Genomic DNA, 15,908 nt, shown 5'->3' on the forward strand with positions numbered 1-15,908 from the left:
CAACATTTCGTCCTCCGTCGGCGTTCGATCCGCACCACGAAATCGAGGAGCCCCCCATGCGTTCACGAGCGTTCTTCGCGCTTGCCGTTCTGGCGTCGGCCTGCGCTGACCAGCCGGCGCGTCAACAAGCCGCAGTGGTTGATCCACACACTGGGCATGCGATGGAAATGTCGGGCGCGGCCGTCGCCGACCCGATGGCCACGCAGCAGGGCACCCCGGGCATTCCGGCCGGCGCGGCCGATGCCGCGGCGCGTCTGGCCGCGTCGACCCGTCACGGTGAGTGGGTGAAGGTGGCGTGGGAGCCAGGATCCGTTGATTCGCTCATGGCCTGGGTTGTCTATCCCGAGACCAGGAAGAAGGCGCCGGTCGTCGTCGTCATCCACGAGATCTTCGGACTGTCGACCTGGGTGCGTGGGGTGGCCGATCAGTTGGCCGCCGACGGATACATCGCCATCGCGCCGGACCTGCTCTCGCGCGTGCGCGGTGGCCCGTCGGCCGACGAACTGCGCAGCGACAGCGCCACGAAGCTCATTCGCGGTGTCAACGTCGCCGAGATGAACAAGGGCGTAGCCGCGGTCGCCAACTACGGCATGTCGCTTCCAGCCGCCAGCAAGAAGTACGGTGTCGTCGGGTATTGCTGGGGCGGATCGGCCTCATTCAACCACGCGGTCTTCAACAACAAGGGTCTTGGCGCGGCGGTGGTGTACTACGGTACCTCTGCTGCGCGCGATTCGATGCCCAAGATTCAGGTTCCGGTGCTCGGTCTGTACGGCGGCAACGATGCGCGCGTCAATGCGACCATTGGATGGTCGGACACCACCATGAAGGCGCTCAACAAGAGCTACACCTACAGCATCTTCGACGGGGCTGGCCACGGATTCCTGCGCGCGCAGGATCAGCCGGCGAACCTCGAAGCCGCCAAGCAGGCCTGGCCGCAGACTATCGCGTTCTTCCGGCAGCATCTCAAATAGGCACTCTAGTCTTCTTCACCACGCGGGCCTTTTTCACCACGGAGGCACGGAGGAAGGACTGAGGCCACGGAGGACTGCAAAACCTTGGAGTAACGACATCGTGCCACGCAGAGATTTGCGTGGCGCGCGCTGTTACCCCAGGAGGTTGTCGTTCCTCCGTGGCCCTTAGGCAGTTCTCCGTGCCTCCGTGGTGAAAGAAGCATGCGTGGCGAAGAGAGCCGGCGTCACCCCGCGGGACCGTCTGTGAATCGCTCGCGGTGGGCCATCGCGTAGACTTGCAGCCATTCGGGCCAGTTGCCGGAGAGGTCGAAGAAGTCGTCGAAATAGGCCAGGCCGCGTGCCTCAAGCGATGCGATCACCCGCGCCAGTCCCTCCGCATCGTATACGGGTCCCACGGCGATCAGGTCTCCCTCGACGCGGAACTCCTCATCCGTCAGGTGCAGCGCCGTGTCGAAGTCGGCGCGCGCCAAGGCGTACTGCTCGAAGGCGCGCTTGCGAATGAGCAGCGTGGGGGCGTCGTGTGGGAGCTTGAGCGGCATGATGAAGAGCGAAAATCGAGCAATGGGAACGCGGGAAGGACAGCAACGCAGCACAGAAGATACTTGATAGCGTCTTTCCGCTCTGAGGGCAACTTGGCCCGGGCTCTCGCCGTGCTATACTGTCCATACGCTCATGCGGACTGAATCCTCCTTCGACGTCCTGGTCATTGGCGGCGGCCACGCCGGTGCGGAAGCGGCAGTGGCGGCGGCACGCCTCGGCTGTCGCGTCGCCCTTGTGACCAGCGTGCTCGAGACCATCGGGCAGATGTCGTGCAACCCCGCCATTGGCGGCGTGGCGAAGGGAACGGTCGTGCGAGAAGTGGACGCGCTGGGTGGCGTGATGGGGCGCGCGACCGATGACGCCACCATTCAGTTCCGGATGCTCAACCGCGGCAAGGGACCGGCGGTGTGGGCGCCACGGGCGCAGGCCGATCGCGGCCTGTATCGCCGGGCGGTGCGCGCGCTGGTCGAGCGACATGCCAATGTGACGCTGATCCAAGGGACGGTCGCTCAGCTGCTCATTGCGCAGGGCCGCGTGACCGGGGTGGAGACGCTCGATAACCGGCGCTTCGGCGCGCGAGCCGTCGTCGTCACCACCGGAACCTTCGGGCGCGGGAAGATCCACATCGGCACGACCACACAGCTTGCCGGTGGGCGCGCCGGGGAAGCCGCGACGACGCATCTGGCCGAACAGCTCGCCGAGGTCGGCCTCGAGGTGCAGCGGTTCAAGACCGGCACACCGCCACGCATCGACGGCCGCAGCGTCGACTACTCCAAGTGCGAACCGCAACTCAGCGAGCTCGCGGACTTCAGTTATCGGTGGTCGCATTTTGGGATGGCGGATGGCGGATGGCGGATGGCGGATGGTGGGCGGCAGGGCGCGGCTGGCGCAGCGTCACTGCCGCAGGTGCCGTGTTACATCACCTTTGCGGGCGCCGAGGTGAAGGCGCTCGTCGGCGACTCCATCGAGCTGTCCGCCATGTACGGCGGTGCCATTGGCTCGCGGGGGCCGCGCTACTGCCCGAGCATCGAGGACAAGGTGGTGCGTTTTCCTGATGCGGAGCGCCACCAGATCTTCCTCGAACCCGAAGGCCTCGACACGCACGAACTGTACGTCAACGGGCTGTCGACCTCGCTCCCCGCCGACGTGCAACTGCGCATGCTGCGCGCGGTGCCTGGTCTCGAGCAGGTCCAGATGACACGCGCGGGATACGCCATCGAGTACGACTACTACCCGCCGACGCAACTCGAACTGACGCTTGCCGTGCGGCAACTGCCCGGCCTGTATCTCGCCGGCCAGATCAATGGGACCACGGGCTATGAAGAAGCCGCAGGGCAGGGGCTGATGGCCGGACTGAACGCAGCCCTGGCCGTCACCGGCCGCGCCCCGCTGGTCCTGGGCCGCGACACTTCATATGTCGCCGTGCTCGTCGATGACATCGTGGCCCGCGGGGTGGATGAACCGTACCGGCTGTTCACGTCGCGGTCCGAGTTCCGGCTCACGGTCCGACAGGACAATGCGTTGCGACGCCTCGCGCCCATCGGACGGGCATTGGGTCTGTACACCGATGAGGAGCAGCGTTTCATCGATGCGCGGCTCGGTGCCGAGGATCGCGCCGCGGAACTTGCGGCGACCGTGAGCGTGCGCCCGGAACAGGTTGCCGCGTTGCTCGAGCGCATCGGGTCGTCTCCCATTCCGCACAGCGTGAAGATCGCGGAACTGGCCCGGCGGCAGGAGATTTCGCTCGGGGCGCTCTTCGACGCCGCTGGTGTCGAAGACGCTCCCGGCGGCGAGGCGGTGGTGACCGCGGAACTGGAGCTCAAGTACACCGGCTATTTCGCGCGCGAGCGCGAGGCCGCCGAGCGGATGCGTCGCATGGGAGACTTCGTGTTGTCGACCGACCTTCCGTACGAAGAGATGAAATCTCTCTCCACCGAGGCGCGACAGAAGCTCCGCCATCGCCGGCCGTCGTCGCTCGCGATGGCGGCGCGAATCCCCGGCGTCAGTCCGGCGGACCTGCAGAATCTGGTGCTCGAGGTGGAGCGACGACGCCGTCGCGGCCCGGCTTCCGAGAGCGCGTTACCGGGTGTGGTATGAGGGGCGCATGATCCGTCGCTCCGCGGCGCAGGCGCCCCGATGGCCGGCGCAAGCAGCGGCCATCGTACTCGTGGCGCTGGGATTCATTCCCTGGGCCGCGCTGCTGCGGGTGGGCCTCGAGATGCCCGGGCTTGCGGAGCAACTTCGCGACTGGCTGACGGGTTCCTTGCTCACCGCCGGGATTGCGGCGCTCGCGTGGTTGTCCTCGCGGCGCGGACACTGGCCCGAGGCGGTCGGTCGCTGGGGGAGCGGCGCAACGGACGATGCGGCCGGCACGGCGCTCCCGCGGAAGGTCTATTTAGTAGCACTTGGATCATTAATACTGTACGCCGTGGTCGCGACCGTGATCTTTTCACGACGGCCGCTGCTGATTGACGAAGTGGCCCAGCTCTGGCAAGCCCAGCGCTACGCCGACGGGCACCTGTGGCTTCCGGCGCCGGCGCACCGCGAGTTCTTCTCGTTCCTGCATCTCGTGGACACGGGAGATCGCGTCTACGCGCAATTCCCGCCGGGCGGACCGTTCATGCTCTGGCTTGGCGTCCTGCTTGGTGTCCCGTGGATGTTTGGGCCTGTGTGCGGCGCGCTGAGCGTCTGGCTGTTCGCCCGCCTTGCCCGGGTCGCCGAACCGTCCGCCAGCGCGCGATGGGTGACGGGCGCAGCGCTGCTCTTCGCGCTCACGCCGTTTGGCGTGTTCATGTTCGGCTCCTACATGAACCACGTCACGTCGCTGCTCTGGATCCTCGTCTCGCTCGTGGCGTTGACGGTGCTGACGCGTGACCGCGAGCAGCCAACATCTCCCGCGCTGCTTACAGCCCTGATCCTCGGCCTCGGACTGGGCGCGGCTGCGACGATCCGCCCGTTGGATGCGTTTGCCTTTGCGCTCCCGGCTGCCATCTGGCTCGTGGTTCGCGCCGGACGTTCCTCCCGCCGCTGGGCGGAGAATGTGGTTGCCGGGATCGGGGTCGCCATCCCGTTTGCCGCAATGATGTACGTGAACCTGCAGACCACCGGGCATCCGCTGCGGTTCGGCTACGAAGTGCTCTGGGGCTCCACGCACGGCCTCGGGTTCCATGCGGCGCCGTGGGGGGAGCCGCACACGCCCTTGCGCGGGCTCGCGCTCGCGTCGCTCTACCAGTGGCGCTTGCAGACCTATCTGTTCGAAACGCCGTTTCCGTCGCTCGTGCTCCCGGTGATGTCGCTTCTCTTGTGGCGGCGTGTGACGGCGTTCGATCGCTATTTGCTGGGCTCCAGCGCGCTGATCATCGTGTTCTACTGGCTGTACTGGCATGACGGCTTCTACCTCGGCCCGCGCTTTGTCTTGCCACTGCTGCCGGCGCTGGTACTCTGGACGGCCCGCGTACCACTGGTCGTCCGCGAGCGGATTGCTTCACTGCATGCGCGCCGAGCCGTGGCCGCTGCGCTCGTGTTTGGCGCTGCTGGCGCGGTCGTGTTCAACCTCCCTGTGCGGATCGCGACGTATCGCGCCGGGTTGACCTCAATGCGAGTGGACTACGCGCAGGTCGCGGAACGTCAGCGCGTGCACGATGCGCTTGTCTTCGTTCGAGAGAGCTGGGGCGCGCAGTTGGTGGCGCGGCTGTGGGCGCTGGGCGTTTCGCGGCCGCTGACGGAATCGATCTACCGCGGCACCGACACATGCCATCTCGACCAGGAGATCACCGCGCTCGAGCGCGAGCAGGTGCGTGGTTCCGCCGCGGAACACCGTCTCGTCGCACTGCTCGGTCAGGATTCGGCACATGTCGTGAAAAGCACCCTGACGCCGGACCCCACGGAGCGCGTGCGCCCCGACGCGCGTTATTCACCGATGTGCCTGCAACGTATCGAGGACGACCGGGCGGGTTTCATGCACCTCGCGCCGCTGCGGCTGGTTACGACCGGCGGAAACGTCTACGCGCGCGACCTGCATGCTCGCGACTCGCTGCTTCTCATGCAGTATCCTGATCGCCCGGTCTATTTGCTCAGGCGAGCTGGGACGCGGGTGGACGCACCGCTGGTCTTCGTGCCACTGCAGCGCGACTCCTTACTGGCGGTGTGGCGCGCGCTCCCGTGAGGATCCGTCGGCTCCGTGCAGCGACGGGCGAGAACGTTCACATTTGAAGGGTCTGGAGCGTCCGAGCGGGGGAACCTCGCCCGGTGCGGACCAGTACCTGAAGGAACGTCAGTATCGGCGTCGCCAACCCGGCGTCGGGTGGTTTCCGGGCGTCACTGGTCCGTCCGTAGGGTATTTTTTAGTAGCACTTTGTTACTAAATAATCGGCAGAATGACTTGGGGGAATCTCTAGTGCGTCCTTATCGGCTGATCGTTCCATCGTTCATTACCCTCGCCTTGGCCGGGTTTCTTGCGGTCCCACTGACCGCGCAACAGGCCTTGGTGCAGGTGCCGCACGTCGTCGTTGTCGGACGTGGTGAGGTCGAGGTGAAGCCCGATCGCGCCCGATTGGAGTTTGGCGTCGAAACGCGGGCGTCCACTGCCGCTGCAGCTGGTGCCGATAACAGCCGACGGCAGCAGGCGGTTCTCGATACGCTGAGACGGATGGGGATCGCCGCCGCGAAGATCCAGACTGCGAACCTTCAGGTTACGCCGGAGATGGTCTACCCCGGCCAGGGTCAGCCGCCAAGGATCGCCGGCTACGTGGCGAGAAATTCTGTGCGAGTCGAGGTCGAGAAGCTGGAGCAAACTGGGGCTCTGGTGGATGCGGCGCTCACACGGGGCGCGACCACAGTCATGGGTCTTCAGTTCTATTCTTCTCGATCGGCCGAAGCTCGACGTGAAGCGCTAGCGAAGGCAGTGACCGCTGCACGACAGGACGCGGAAGCCATGGCGTATGCCGCTGGAGTTCAGCTTGGCGCGCTCATCGAGATCGCCAGCGGCGGCGCGTCCGATGGACCCATTTTGATGAACATGGATATGGCGGGCGGAATGGCGAGAATGGCGGCGAGCCCGGCGCCAACACCCGTAAGCCCGGGGGAGTTGAAGATCGTGGAGACGGTTACTGTGCGCTGGGTGATAAAGCAGTAAACGAGGCTCTCCATGGCCTAGATTGTTCCACGTGGAACATTTACGCTGGCGTTTGTGACGACGGGAGGCCAATATTCGGCCTCCCGTTCGATTTTCTGTCGCATCTTAGGATGGAGTAGCCCCGACCTTGGCTCGAATCATCGCCATCGCCAACCAGAAGGGTGGGGTTGGCAAGACGACCACTGCTGTGAATCTCGCCGCTAGCCTAGCCGCAGCGGAGCAGCGCGTGCTGCTGGTGGACGGGGATCCGCAGGGTAATGCAACGAGTGGCATTGGCCTCAGCCGAGATGATATTCGACTGACGACGTACGACGTCCTGCTTGATCCACAGGCCGTCAATGAAGCCGTGATTGCTGAGGTGCAGTTCCGCTACCTGAGCGTTCTGCCGGCTACTCCAGATCTGGCTGGCGCCGAAGTGGAGCTCGTCGAGAAGCAGGACCGGGAGCTCTCGATGCGCCGTGCGCTGGAGCGTGTGACCGATGGCTTCGACTTCATCTTGATTGATTGCCCGCCTTCCCTGGGGCTGATCACGCTCAATATGCTGGCCGCGGCTGATGCGGTCTTGATTCCATTGCAGTGCGAGTACTACGCACTCGAAGGACTAAGCCAGTTGCTGAATACCGTGAACTTGGTGCAGCAGAGCGTGAATCCTGGGCTTGGCATTGATGGCGTGGTGCTGACGATGTACGACTCGCGCCTCAACCTGTCACGTCAGGTTGCGGCCGACGCTCGTGAGTACTTTGGGGCGAAGGTCTTCAAGAACGTTGTTCCTCGAAACGTGCGCCTCGCTGAAGCCCCCAGTTTTGGAAAACCGATCATCGTGTACGACTTGGCGTCGGTCGGAGCGAAGGCCTATATGGGAGTCGCCAAGGAACTGATTGAACGCACGACCGTCGAGTCTTCAGCTAAGTAAGCTGATATAGTCGAATTTTAGCGACACAATAGCGACATTTTCACATTACTATAACGACATATGGCCGATAAACCACGTTTGGGTAGAGGCCTTGAGGCCCTTCTCTCAAGTCGCCCGACATCTCGAAATGAGAATGTTCGCTCGACGGGCGAACGCGATGGTGTGCGTCGCATTCCTGTGACGCAGATTCGGCCAAACCCTATGCAGCCACGCAAGGAATTCCGCGAAGAAGATCTCGCGGATCTCGAGGCGAGCCTTCGCGTGAACGGCCTCATTCAGCCGGTGACCGTTCGTCCGGCGCCGAGTGGTGCTGGTTATGAGCTGATCACGGGCGAGCGTCGCTTCCGCGCCGCGCAACGATTGAACTGGACCGAGATTCCGGCGATCGTGCGTGAGATCGGCGACAAGGAGTTGCTCACACTGGCGCTGGTCGAGAACCTGCAGCGCACCGATCTCAATCCGATCGAAGAAGCGGAAGGGTATCAGCAGCTCATGTCGTCTTTCTCGCTCACGCAACAGGAAACAGCGGATATCGTCGGCAAGGATCGCTCGACCGTCGCGAATATGCTGCGCCTGCTCACACTGCCTGCGTCGGTGCGTCGCCAGGTTCGCGAAGGCGCCCTCACCCTGGGTCACGCCCGCGCCCTGCTCTCACTCGGCGATGACATTCGCATTGCCGACCTCGCAAAGATCGTGGTGGCTGAAGGGCTGAGTGTCCGCGAGGTCGAGCAGCGAGTTCGCGAGGCCGGAGGGCGCGGCGCCAGTCGCAAGAAAGGCGCGCCGACGGCCGGTGATTCGCGACCGGCGGAGGCGCGCCACATCGAGGAGCAGCTTCGCCGCAAATACCAGACGGACGTGAAGCTCACGCTCACGGGTGCAGCGCAGGGTCAGATCAGCCTGTCGTTCTACAACAACGATGATCTCACGCGCCTGCTCGATCTGCTGCTCGCCGGAGCAGAGCGGGGCATCGCGTGACCACGCCGGGGCGGGGTTCCGGCACGGACGAACACGGCAACGTGTTTGGTCGCGGCTGGGGGAACATGTTCATTCATGTTCAGCGCGAAAGCGGCCTCGCGCATCGCACGCTTGTGCTTCGTCCCTGGCAGGTGCAGGCGTTGCGGCTTGTGGTCTCGCGCTGGTTCGCTGCGGTTCTTGCCGTCGCCCTGCTCAGCTGGGCCTACTTTGCAGTGCAGACAGCGCGCGTTCCGTTCCTGACCAGGCGCATCACGCATCTTGAAGAGGACGCCGCCAAGATCGACACGTTGCAGGCGACGCTGGAGCAACTTCAGCGCCGGTATACGCAGGTGCAACAGATGCTGAGTGCGTCGGCGCGAGTTGCGCCGTCGGCCGCATCGGCTTCATCGTCCACCGCCTCACCAGGACCAGCGAAGGAAAAGCCAGCACCCCCGGCCGGCAACCCTGCGGTCAACGCGAAGCCGGCAATATCTCGAGACTCGTCAGCCGCGCCGGCCAAGACAGCGCCCGCACCGTCCAAGAGCGCCCCCGCGCCGTCAGCGCCCGCACAAAACACCAAACGTCCCGCTCCGGCAAACACGCCCGCCCCTTCCGGATCTCCCGCCGCACACTGACCAGACGAAGGACCCTCCCATGGCACTCCTCAAGAAAGACGGCGACAAGAATGAGATGCGCAGCAGCTCCCCCGAAGCTGCACTCTCCATCATCTCGGCCGGGATGCGTATCACCGGCGACATCGACACCAACGGCACGATCAAGATCGACGGGCGCATTGAGGGCTCGGTCGTCGGTGCGCGACAAATGATGCTCGGGCGCAACGGCGCAATTCACGGCAACGTCCACGCCGGTGAGGTTGTGGTGGGTGGCCTGGTGGACGGAGCGATTGTCGCCGACGAACGCCTGGAGCTGCAAAGCTCGGCAGTGGTCAACGGGGACATCGACACGAAGTCGATCGTTGTCCTCGAAGGCGCACGTATCAACGGGTCGGTGAGAATGCAGGATGGACGACGGACGGAAGACGATGCGATGCCGGTGCGTATGGTGCACACCGTCAGCTAGCACGGCGAATGGGCGTGTTGGGTATTATACGGTTTTCCACACCACGCTTCTTTCGCAATCATCTGTTTTCAAAATGGCGCTAATTACTTGTCCTACAATATATTACAAACACATAAAGTGAGACGATTCGGCAGAACGTTTCTTGTTTTCAACATTCTTGTTGGCATTTCTGTGGCGTGTTCGGCACCGCGGGATTCCAGCAAGGCGGTGGATAGTGCTCCTTTCTCGGTAGCGCTTCTCACGCCGGGTCCGATCTCCGACCAGTCGTGGAATGCGGGAGCGTATGAGGGGTTGCAGCGCATTCGCGATTCGCTGGGCGCGCACATCAGTCACATCCAGACCAAGACGCCGGCGGAATTCGAGGAGAACTTCCGTCAGTACGGCGCCAAGGGATATTCGCTGGTCTTCGGACATGGCTTTGAGTTCCAAGATGCTGCCGCGCGGGTCGCACCGGCCTTTCCGAAGACGGTCTTTGTCACAACCGGTGGAACGCGCACGAGCCGTAACGTGGCGGCGATGTCGTTTGCTTTTGAGCAGCCTTCGTATCTTGCCGGGATTGTCGCCGCCAGCGTGAGCAAGTCAGGGCTGATCGGCTGCATCGGCGGAACCGAACTCCCGCCGGTGAAGTCAGGCTTTGCGTCGTTCGTTCAGGGTGTGCGCGCGGTCAATCCGAAGGCGACCGTGGTGACGGCTTACATCGGCAACTGGGAAGACGCCGGCGCCGGCAAGGAACAGGCACTGGCGCAGATCGCCCGGGGTGTGGATGTCATCTACCAGAACGCCGACGCCGCCGGCCTTGGCATCTTCCAGGCCGCCAAGGAAACGAAGGGCGTCTACGTCATCGGGTCCAATGCCGACCAGAATGCCATCGCCCCGAATGTCACGTTGGGCTCCGTGGTCATCGATCTGCCCGTGGCGTTCATGTCCATTGCCCGCGAAGTGAAGAGCGGCGCGTTCACGCCTCGCGTGCACGTTCTTGACACGCAAAGCGGTGTCATGAAATGGGTGTTCAACCCGACGATGAAAACCGTCGTTCCCGCGCGGGCGCTTCAGATGGTGGATTCCATCGAGCAGCATATGCGGGATGGAACGTTCAAGCCGGTCGTACCGCCGCGAATTCCGAGGATGCCATGAACGCGGCCGCTGAGCTGGCGCAGCGCGCCAACGAACTGTTGCGCTGCCGCGAGACCCCCGACTACACCCCCGCCCTCAACGGGCTGCAGGTGGACAACCGCACTCCGGTTCGGCGTATCGCTGCCGCGGTCGACTGCTCGCGACGCACTATCCGAGGGGCTGTGGAGGCCGGCGCCAACCTACTGGTGGTTCATCACGGTCTCTTCTGGGGCGGCCTCCAGCCGCTGACCGGCCCGCACCTGGAGCGCGTGCGCGCATTGCTCGAGCACGACATGGCGTTGTATGCGGCGCACCTCCCGCTCGATGCGCACGAGACGATGGGCAACTCTGTTCTGCTGGCGCGCACTCTGGGACTGGAACCGGAGGGAGGGTTCGCCCGCTATCAGACGATCTTCTGTGGCGTGCACGGCCAGGCCGCGCTCGCCACCGATGACCTGATTGCCGCGTGCGACCGCTTCGCTCGCACGCACGGCGGGCACGCAATGGCGTCGCCGCACGACGCGGGGCGACGGACGCATCGTTGGGGCGTGGTGACTGGCGCGGGAGTAAACGCCGAGACGATGCGGGAAGCCACGGAGCTTGGCCTTGACACGATCATCACGGGCGAAGGGCCGCACTGGAGTGCGGTGGACGCCGATGAGAAGGGGCTCGTGATCATCTATGCAGGGCACTATGCCACGGAGACGCTTGGCGTACAGGCGCTCGCCGCCTGGATGGCGGAGCAGGCTGGCGTCCCGTGGTCGTTTGTGCCGGCTCCAACCGGGTTGTGAGCGACTTCGCGCTCGCGCTGCACGCGATAGACAAGCGCTACGGCGCCGTGCGGGCGCTGACCTCGACCTCGCTGAGCGTGGGTCGCGGCACCCTGCACGCGGTGCTCGGCGAGAACGGGGCCGGCAAGACCACGCTGATGCGTGTCGCCTTCGGCATGGTGCGTCCCGACGCGGGAAACGTTTCCCTGAACGGCACGCCGATCACGCTCTCGTCGAGCAGGGATGCCATCGCGCTTGGCCTGGGCATGGTGCATCAGCACTTCACCCTGGTGCCGGCGATGACGGTCGCCGAGAACATCGCGCTCGGTGGAAGCGGCCTGTTGCGCGAGCGGGATGTGGCGACTCGCGTCCGGCAGCTCGCCGAGCGGACCGGGCTGTCGATTGACCCCGGTGCCCGCGTGGATTCCCTGAGCGTCGGTGCGCAGCAACGCGTGGAGATTCTCAAGGCACTGTACGGAAACGCGAGGACCCTGATTCTCGACGAACCGACGGCCGTGCTCACTCCCCGGGAAAGCGATGAACTCCTTTCCTGGCTGCGACGCTTCGTGGCGGACGGCGGAACGGCGGTGCTGGTGACGCACAAGTTGCAGGAGGCGTTGGCGATCGCGGACGATGTCACGGTATTGCGCCATGGACGCAATGTGGCCACGGTGCCGGCGGCCGACCTTGATGTTCCCTCGCTCATCCGGGCAATGACCGGCGACGATACGGAGGACCTTGAGCTCGCGCCGCGCACGCGCGCCAGTGCACCCGGCGCCTGTGTTGCCCGGCTCGAGGCAGCGAGTGTTCGCGATTCCCGTGGCGTGCTGCGTCTCCACGACGCGACGGTGCAGTGCCATGCCGGCGAAATGATCGGGGTCGTCGGGGTGGAGGGATCGGGCGTTCACGAGCTGTTGCGATTGCTCGCGGGTCGCCTGACGCCCAGTGGTGGCTCGGCCACGCTGCCATCGGTCATCGGGTTCATCCCCGAGGATCGACTGCGTGACGCAGTGATCGAGGCGTTCACACTCGCCGAGAACCTGGCGTTGCGCGGCGCTGGGGCGCGTCGAGGCCGGTTGCTGTGGTCCGCCATCGCTGCACAGACGGCCGGGGTGATGATGCGGCACGACGTGCGCGCGCCATCTCCCGCCAGCCCTCTCGCCGCGCTCTCGGGCGGCAATCAGCAGAAGTTCGTGGTGGGTCGAGAACTCGACGAGCATCCGTCGTTGATTGTCGCCGAGAACCCGGTTCGTGGCCTCGACATTCGGGCCACCAGCCATGTCCTGCGCGAATGCGCGGCGAGTGCGGCCGCTGGCAGTTCGGTGGTCATCTACTCCGCCGATATCGACGAGCTCCTGCCCATCGTCGACCGGATGCTGGTTGTCTTCGCCGGACAGGTTCGCGAATTACCGGTGGAGCGCGCCGCGGTGGCCGCGGCCCTGGTGGGTGCCGCGTGACCGGCCGCCCCATGACCCCACGCGTGATCGCCGCGGCGACGGTGGCAGCGACTATTGTCGCGGTCCTGGGCATGCTCTGGACCGGCGGGTATGACATCGCGCAGGCGCTCGCCGCGCTCTGGAACGGTGCGTTCGGCACGCCGTACGCCGTGCTTTCCGCAACGCTGGTTCGTGCCACGCCCTTGCTGTTCGTAGGCCTGGCGGTGGGAATCGCGTTTCGCGCCGGTGTGCTGAACATCGGTGCCGAAGGACAACTGCTCGCCGGCGCCGCGGCGGCCGTCGCCGTCGGTCTTTCGGTGGGCGATTGGCCGCGAGTCGTGGCGCTGCCGCTCACCTTGGGAGCTGGTGTCGTCGCGGGGGCGGCCTGGGCGGGAGTGGCGGGGTGGCTCAAGCTCCGGTTTGGCGTGCTGGAGGTCATCAGCACGCTGATGCTCAACTTCGTCGCCGCGTATGGCGTGTCGTGGCTGGTCCGCGGTCCGCTGCAGGAACCGACACGCATCTATCCGCAGACGGTGGAACTCTCTGCGGCCGTGCGGTTACCGGCGCTGATCGACGGCCATCGTGTGCACCTCGGATTGGTCCTTGCCGTTGCGCTGGCGGTGGCTACGTGGTGGATCCTGACGCAGACCGCAGCGGGGTTTCGCGTGCGTGCCGTGGGCGCCAGCCTCAGTGCCGCGCAGAGCGCCGGCGGCATTCGGCCCACCCGCACGCTCGCGGTAGTCTTTCTCGCCAGCGGCGCATTGGCGGGACTGGCCGGCGCCAGCGAGGCAACCGGCGTGACATTCGCGTTGTACGAGGGGTTGTCGCCCGGTTATGGCTACAGCGCCATAGCCGTTGCCCTGCTCGCGCGGCTTCACCCACTGGCCATCATTGCCTCGGCCTTGCTGTTTGGCGCGCTGGAGGCGGGTGCTGCCGCCATGCAGCGCGATGCCAACGTCCCGTCGGTCCTTGCCGCGGTCGTTGAGGCGATGATCATTCTTGGCGTGCTGGCCTTTGAGCGCGCTCGCGAAGGAGGACGGCGGTTGTGAGCATCGACACCGCGGAGTTCCTCCAGGCATCGGTGCGCACCGCGACGCCGCTCGCGCTGGCGGCGTACGGCGAACTGATCACCGAACGCGCCGGGGTCATCAATCTCGGCCTCGAGGGGGCGATGATCGCCGGCGCCTTCGGCGCACTGGTTGGCGCCGGCATCGGGGGAGTTGGCGGCGGCTTTGCGGCGGCGGCCGTTGCCGGGTGCGCCACCGCGATGCTCATGGTGCTGGTTGTCCTCTGGTTGCGCGCCGATGCTGTGATTGCCGGCACGGCGGTGACAATGCTCGCACTGGGGCTGACCGGCACCTTGTATCGTGCGTTGTACGGCACGGCCGGAGCGGCGCTGTCGGTTCCGACGATCGGACCGGTGGCTGTGCCTGGCGTGTCGCAGATCCCGCTGCTTGGGCGCGCGTTCTTCGAGCAACCGGTCATCACCTACGTGCTCTACGCGCTCGCGGTGGCCCTGTGGTGGTGGATGGGCCGCACGCAGGCTGGCCTTGCACTGCGCGCCACAGGAGAGCGGCCGGAGGCGGCCATGGCCGCCGGCATTTCCCCACGGCGCGTCCGCGCGCTGGCGCTGATGTTCGGGGGTGCGATGGGTGGCCTCGCTGGCGGCGTGCTCGTGCTCGCACAGGTTGGCACCTTCAGCGAGGGAATGTCGGCTGGGCGGGGTTTCATCGCCATCGCCATCGTCGTGCTGGGCCGCTGGTCCGCGGTTGGAGTGGCCGGCGCCGCGCTCCTGTTCGGTGCCGCAAGCCAACTGCAGTACGTCTTCCAGTCACTCGGATGGCCGGTGCCATACCAGTTGTTCCTGGCCCTGCCATATGTGCTCACGCTGCTGGTGCTTGCCGGCACCCCGCGTCGCGCCGCCGCGCCGGCATCGCTCGGCGTCGCCCTGACGGATTAGAAGCGATCGCGCGGACTTTTTCACCACGGAGGCACGGAGGAAAAGCTGAGGGCCACGGAGAACTGCCACAACTGGGGTTAACTACATCGCGCCACGCAGCGCTATGCGTGGCGCGCGCTGTTACCCCAAGAAGTTGCAGTTCCTCCGTGGCCCTCAGGTAGTTCTCCGTGCCTCCGTGGTGAAGAAAGCTAGCTTGCCTTCGTGGTGAAGAAGGCCAAGTCGCCACGCCGAACCCAGCCCTACGGCGGAAGAAAAGGCCCGCCGAGGTCGAAATGCCAGGCGTCGCGACGCAGGCCGGTCGCGGGATCCTTGAGCGGCTTGAACTGGAGTCGCTCGACGGGGAGACGAATGGCGAGCGCCACGTCAATCAGGCGCTCGCGATCGACGGACACGAGGTGCGCCATCGCACGCCCCTGCCAGATGTGCCGGTGCAGCCACAGTCCGCCTGACATGGCGTACATCATTCCGTCGCGGCGGCGTTCGAACTCACGCCACGGGGGAACGGCCGGCCAGCGGGGTTCGGGGATTCCTACTGACAGCCGATCAACCCTTCGACAGTTGCCGGGGTTTGCGCAGAGACGTTGCCTTGATACAAGGCGCAGGTCAGCGGATACGATGCCGGGTGCGTCGCGATCGCGGCCCAGCCAGAGCCGGTGGCGGTCGTGATGGTCAGCACCACACCGGGCGACTTGCTGAAGGGAAGCACTGCTACATCAGAGGCGTACGCTGAATTGTCGTAGAAGTACGCCTCCTGCGCGGTGGCGAGGTTGCGCAGGTCCGATTTCAGCGAAGCGGCGTTCGCCTTTCCCTTCGTGCTCTGGAACTTGGGGATTGCGATCGCGGCAAGTATGCCAATGATCACAACGACGATGAGCAGTTCGATCAGGGTGAATCCGCGGCGATGTGCTGTCATGATCGATTGGCTCGGCGTCCGGGATCTGGTTGTGTCGTAGGTCACAGGAACAACGGGGCCCTATCCTCGTGCCAAAGGACTGGCTGTGCCCTTAGAACGCAACGCTGGGGCCATGCCGAGTTCC

At 65.0% G+C, this 15,908-nt stretch carries 16 protein-coding genes; 13 read left to right on the forward strand and 3 right to left on the reverse strand.

Annotated elements, in window-relative coordinates; all coding sequences use genetic code 11:
- The first annotated feature begins 56 nt into the window (after positions 1-56).
- The gene (locus VGJ96_10750) at positions 57-971 is read left to right on the forward strand and encodes a dienelactone hydrolase family protein (protein HEY3287583.1); all 915 of its coding nucleotides are present in this window, start codon (positions 57-59) and stop codon (positions 969-971) included.
- 224 nt (positions 972-1,195) lie between these two features.
- Here the strand turns inward: VGJ96_10750 and VGJ96_10755 are convergent, their stop codons facing one another.
- Positions 1,196-1,510, reverse strand: a complete 315-nt coding sequence (locus tag VGJ96_10755) for a hypothetical protein (GenBank protein ID HEY3287584.1) — start codon at positions 1,508-1,510, stop codon at positions 1,196-1,198.
- Between the two features lie 133 nt (positions 1,511-1,643).
- On the opposite strand from VGJ96_10755, the gene mnmG reads away from it, so the two are divergent.
- From mnmG to VGJ96_10815, 12 genes are all read left to right on the forward strand, one after another.
- Positions 1,644-3,608 (forward strand): tRNA uridine-5-carboxymethylaminomethyl(34) synthesis enzyme MnmG, encoded by a 1,965-nt coding sequence (gene mnmG / locus VGJ96_10760; protein ID HEY3287585.1) that lies wholly within the window; start codon positions 1,644-1,646, stop codon positions 3,606-3,608.
- A 7-nt stretch (positions 3,609-3,615) separates the two neighbouring features.
- Positions 3,616-5,676: a hypothetical protein gene (locus VGJ96_10765; protein ID HEY3287586.1), complete on the forward strand. Its 2,061-nt coding sequence runs from the start codon at positions 3,616-3,618 to the stop codon at positions 5,674-5,676.
- Between the two features lie 231 nt (positions 5,677-5,907).
- The gene (locus VGJ96_10770; GenBank protein HEY3287587.1) at positions 5,908-6,645 is read left to right on the forward strand and encodes an SIMPL domain-containing protein; all 738 of its coding nucleotides are present in this window, start codon (positions 5,908-5,910) and stop codon (positions 6,643-6,645) included.
- 127 nt (positions 6,646-6,772) lie between these two features.
- Positions 6,773-7,558, forward strand: coding sequence for an AAA family ATPase (locus tag VGJ96_10775; protein HEY3287588.1), 786 nt, complete (start codon positions 6,773-6,775; stop codon positions 7,556-7,558).
- Between the two features lie 60 nt (positions 7,559-7,618).
- Positions 7,619-8,533 carry a ParB/RepB/Spo0J family partition protein gene (locus tag VGJ96_10780; GenBank protein HEY3287589.1) on the forward strand — a complete coding sequence of 305 codons (915 nt, stop codon included), beginning with the start codon at positions 7,619-7,621 and terminating at the stop codon, positions 8,531-8,533.
- Complete coding sequence (locus tag VGJ96_10785) at positions 8,530-9,147, forward strand: hypothetical protein (GenBank protein HEY3287590.1); 618 nt, start codon at positions 8,530-8,532, stop codon at positions 9,145-9,147. The genes VGJ96_10780 and VGJ96_10785 overlap by 4 nt, the downstream gene beginning before the upstream one ends.
- Positions 9,148-9,166: 19 nt before the next feature.
- Positions 9,167-9,592, forward strand: a complete 426-nt coding sequence (locus VGJ96_10790; GenBank protein HEY3287591.1) for a polymer-forming cytoskeletal protein — start codon at positions 9,167-9,169, stop codon at positions 9,590-9,592.
- A 207-nt stretch (positions 9,593-9,799) separates the two neighbouring features.
- Complete coding sequence (locus VGJ96_10795) at positions 9,800-10,726, forward strand: BMP family protein (GenBank protein ID HEY3287592.1); 927 nt, start codon at positions 9,800-9,802, stop codon at positions 10,724-10,726.
- Positions 10,723-11,496: a Nif3-like dinuclear metal center hexameric protein gene (locus tag VGJ96_10800; GenBank protein ID HEY3287593.1), complete on the forward strand. Its 774-nt coding sequence runs from the start codon at positions 10,723-10,725 to the stop codon at positions 11,494-11,496. Before VGJ96_10795 ends, VGJ96_10800 begins: the two co-directional genes overlap by 4 nt.
- The gene (locus VGJ96_10805) at positions 11,493-12,932 is read left to right on the forward strand and encodes an ATP-binding cassette domain-containing protein (protein ID HEY3287594.1); all 1,440 of its coding nucleotides are present in this window, start codon (positions 11,493-11,495) and stop codon (positions 12,930-12,932) included. The genes VGJ96_10800 and VGJ96_10805 overlap by 4 nt, the downstream gene beginning before the upstream one ends.
- Before the next feature lie 11 nt (positions 12,933-12,943).
- Positions 12,944-13,960: an ABC transporter permease gene (locus VGJ96_10810; GenBank protein HEY3287595.1), complete on the forward strand. Its 1,017-nt coding sequence runs from the start codon at positions 12,944-12,946 to the stop codon at positions 13,958-13,960.
- Positions 13,957-14,871 carry an ABC transporter permease gene (locus tag VGJ96_10815; protein ID HEY3287596.1) on the forward strand — a complete coding sequence of 305 codons (915 nt, stop codon included), beginning with the start codon at positions 13,957-13,959 and terminating at the stop codon, positions 14,869-14,871. Before VGJ96_10810 ends, VGJ96_10815 begins: the two co-directional genes overlap by 4 nt.
- Before the next feature lie 239 nt (positions 14,872-15,110).
- On the opposite strand, the gene VGJ96_10820 is transcribed toward VGJ96_10815, so the two are convergent.
- Together VGJ96_10820 and VGJ96_10825 are read right to left on the reverse strand one after the other, a co-directional pair.
- On the reverse strand, positions 15,111-15,323 hold the full coding sequence (locus tag VGJ96_10820) for a hypothetical protein (protein ID HEY3287597.1): 213 nt from the start codon (positions 15,321-15,323) through the stop codon (positions 15,111-15,113).
- A 77-nt stretch (positions 15,324-15,400) separates the two neighbouring features.
- A complete protein-coding gene (locus tag VGJ96_10825) occupies positions 15,401-15,784 on the reverse strand; it encodes a prepilin-type N-terminal cleavage/methylation domain-containing protein (protein ID HEY3287598.1) in 384 nt (127 codons plus the stop codon).
- Positions 15,785-15,908 lie beyond the last annotated feature (124 nt).

The sequence above is a fragment of the Gemmatimonadaceae bacterium genome, from assembly GCA_036504815.1.
Taxonomy (GTDB): Bacteria; Gemmatimonadota; Gemmatimonadetes; order Gemmatimonadales; family Gemmatimonadaceae; genus PNKL01.

Bases quoted from the DNA above. Each gene is read 5' to 3' on its own strand.
- VGJ96_10765 (HEY3287586.1), top strand. From the start codon at position 3,616: ATGATCCGTCGCTCCGCGGCGCAGGCGCCCCGATGGCCGGCGCAAGCA.
- VGJ96_10790 (HEY3287591.1), top strand. From the start codon at position 9,167: ATGGCACTCCTCAAGAAAGACGGCGACAAGAATGAGATGCGCAGCAGC.
- VGJ96_10780 (HEY3287589.1), top strand. From the start codon at position 7,619: ATGGCCGATAAACCACGTTTGGGTAGAGGCCTTGAGGCCCTTCTCTCA.
- VGJ96_10800 (HEY3287593.1), top strand. From the start codon at position 10,723: ATGAACGCGGCCGCTGAGCTGGCGCAGCGCGCCAACGAACTGTTGCGC.
- VGJ96_10820 (HEY3287597.1), bottom strand. From the start codon at position 15,323: ATGTCAGGCGGACTGTGGCTGCACCGGCACATCTGGCAGGGGCGTGCG.
- VGJ96_10825 (HEY3287598.1), bottom strand. From the start codon at position 15,784: ATGACAGCACATCGCCGCGGATTCACCCTGATCGAACTGCTCATCGTC.
- VGJ96_10755 (HEY3287584.1), bottom strand. From the start codon at position 1,510: ATGCCGCTCAAGCTCCCACACGACGCCCCCACGCTGCTCATTCGCAAG.
- VGJ96_10750 (HEY3287583.1), top strand. From the start codon at position 57: ATGCGTTCACGAGCGTTCTTCGCGCTTGCCGTTCTGGCGTCGGCCTGC.
- mnmG (HEY3287585.1), top strand. From the start codon at position 1,644: ATGCGGACTGAATCCTCCTTCGACGTCCTGGTCATTGGCGGCGGCCAC.
- VGJ96_10810 (HEY3287595.1), top strand. From the start codon at position 12,944: ATGACCCCACGCGTGATCGCCGCGGCGACGGTGGCAGCGACTATTGTC.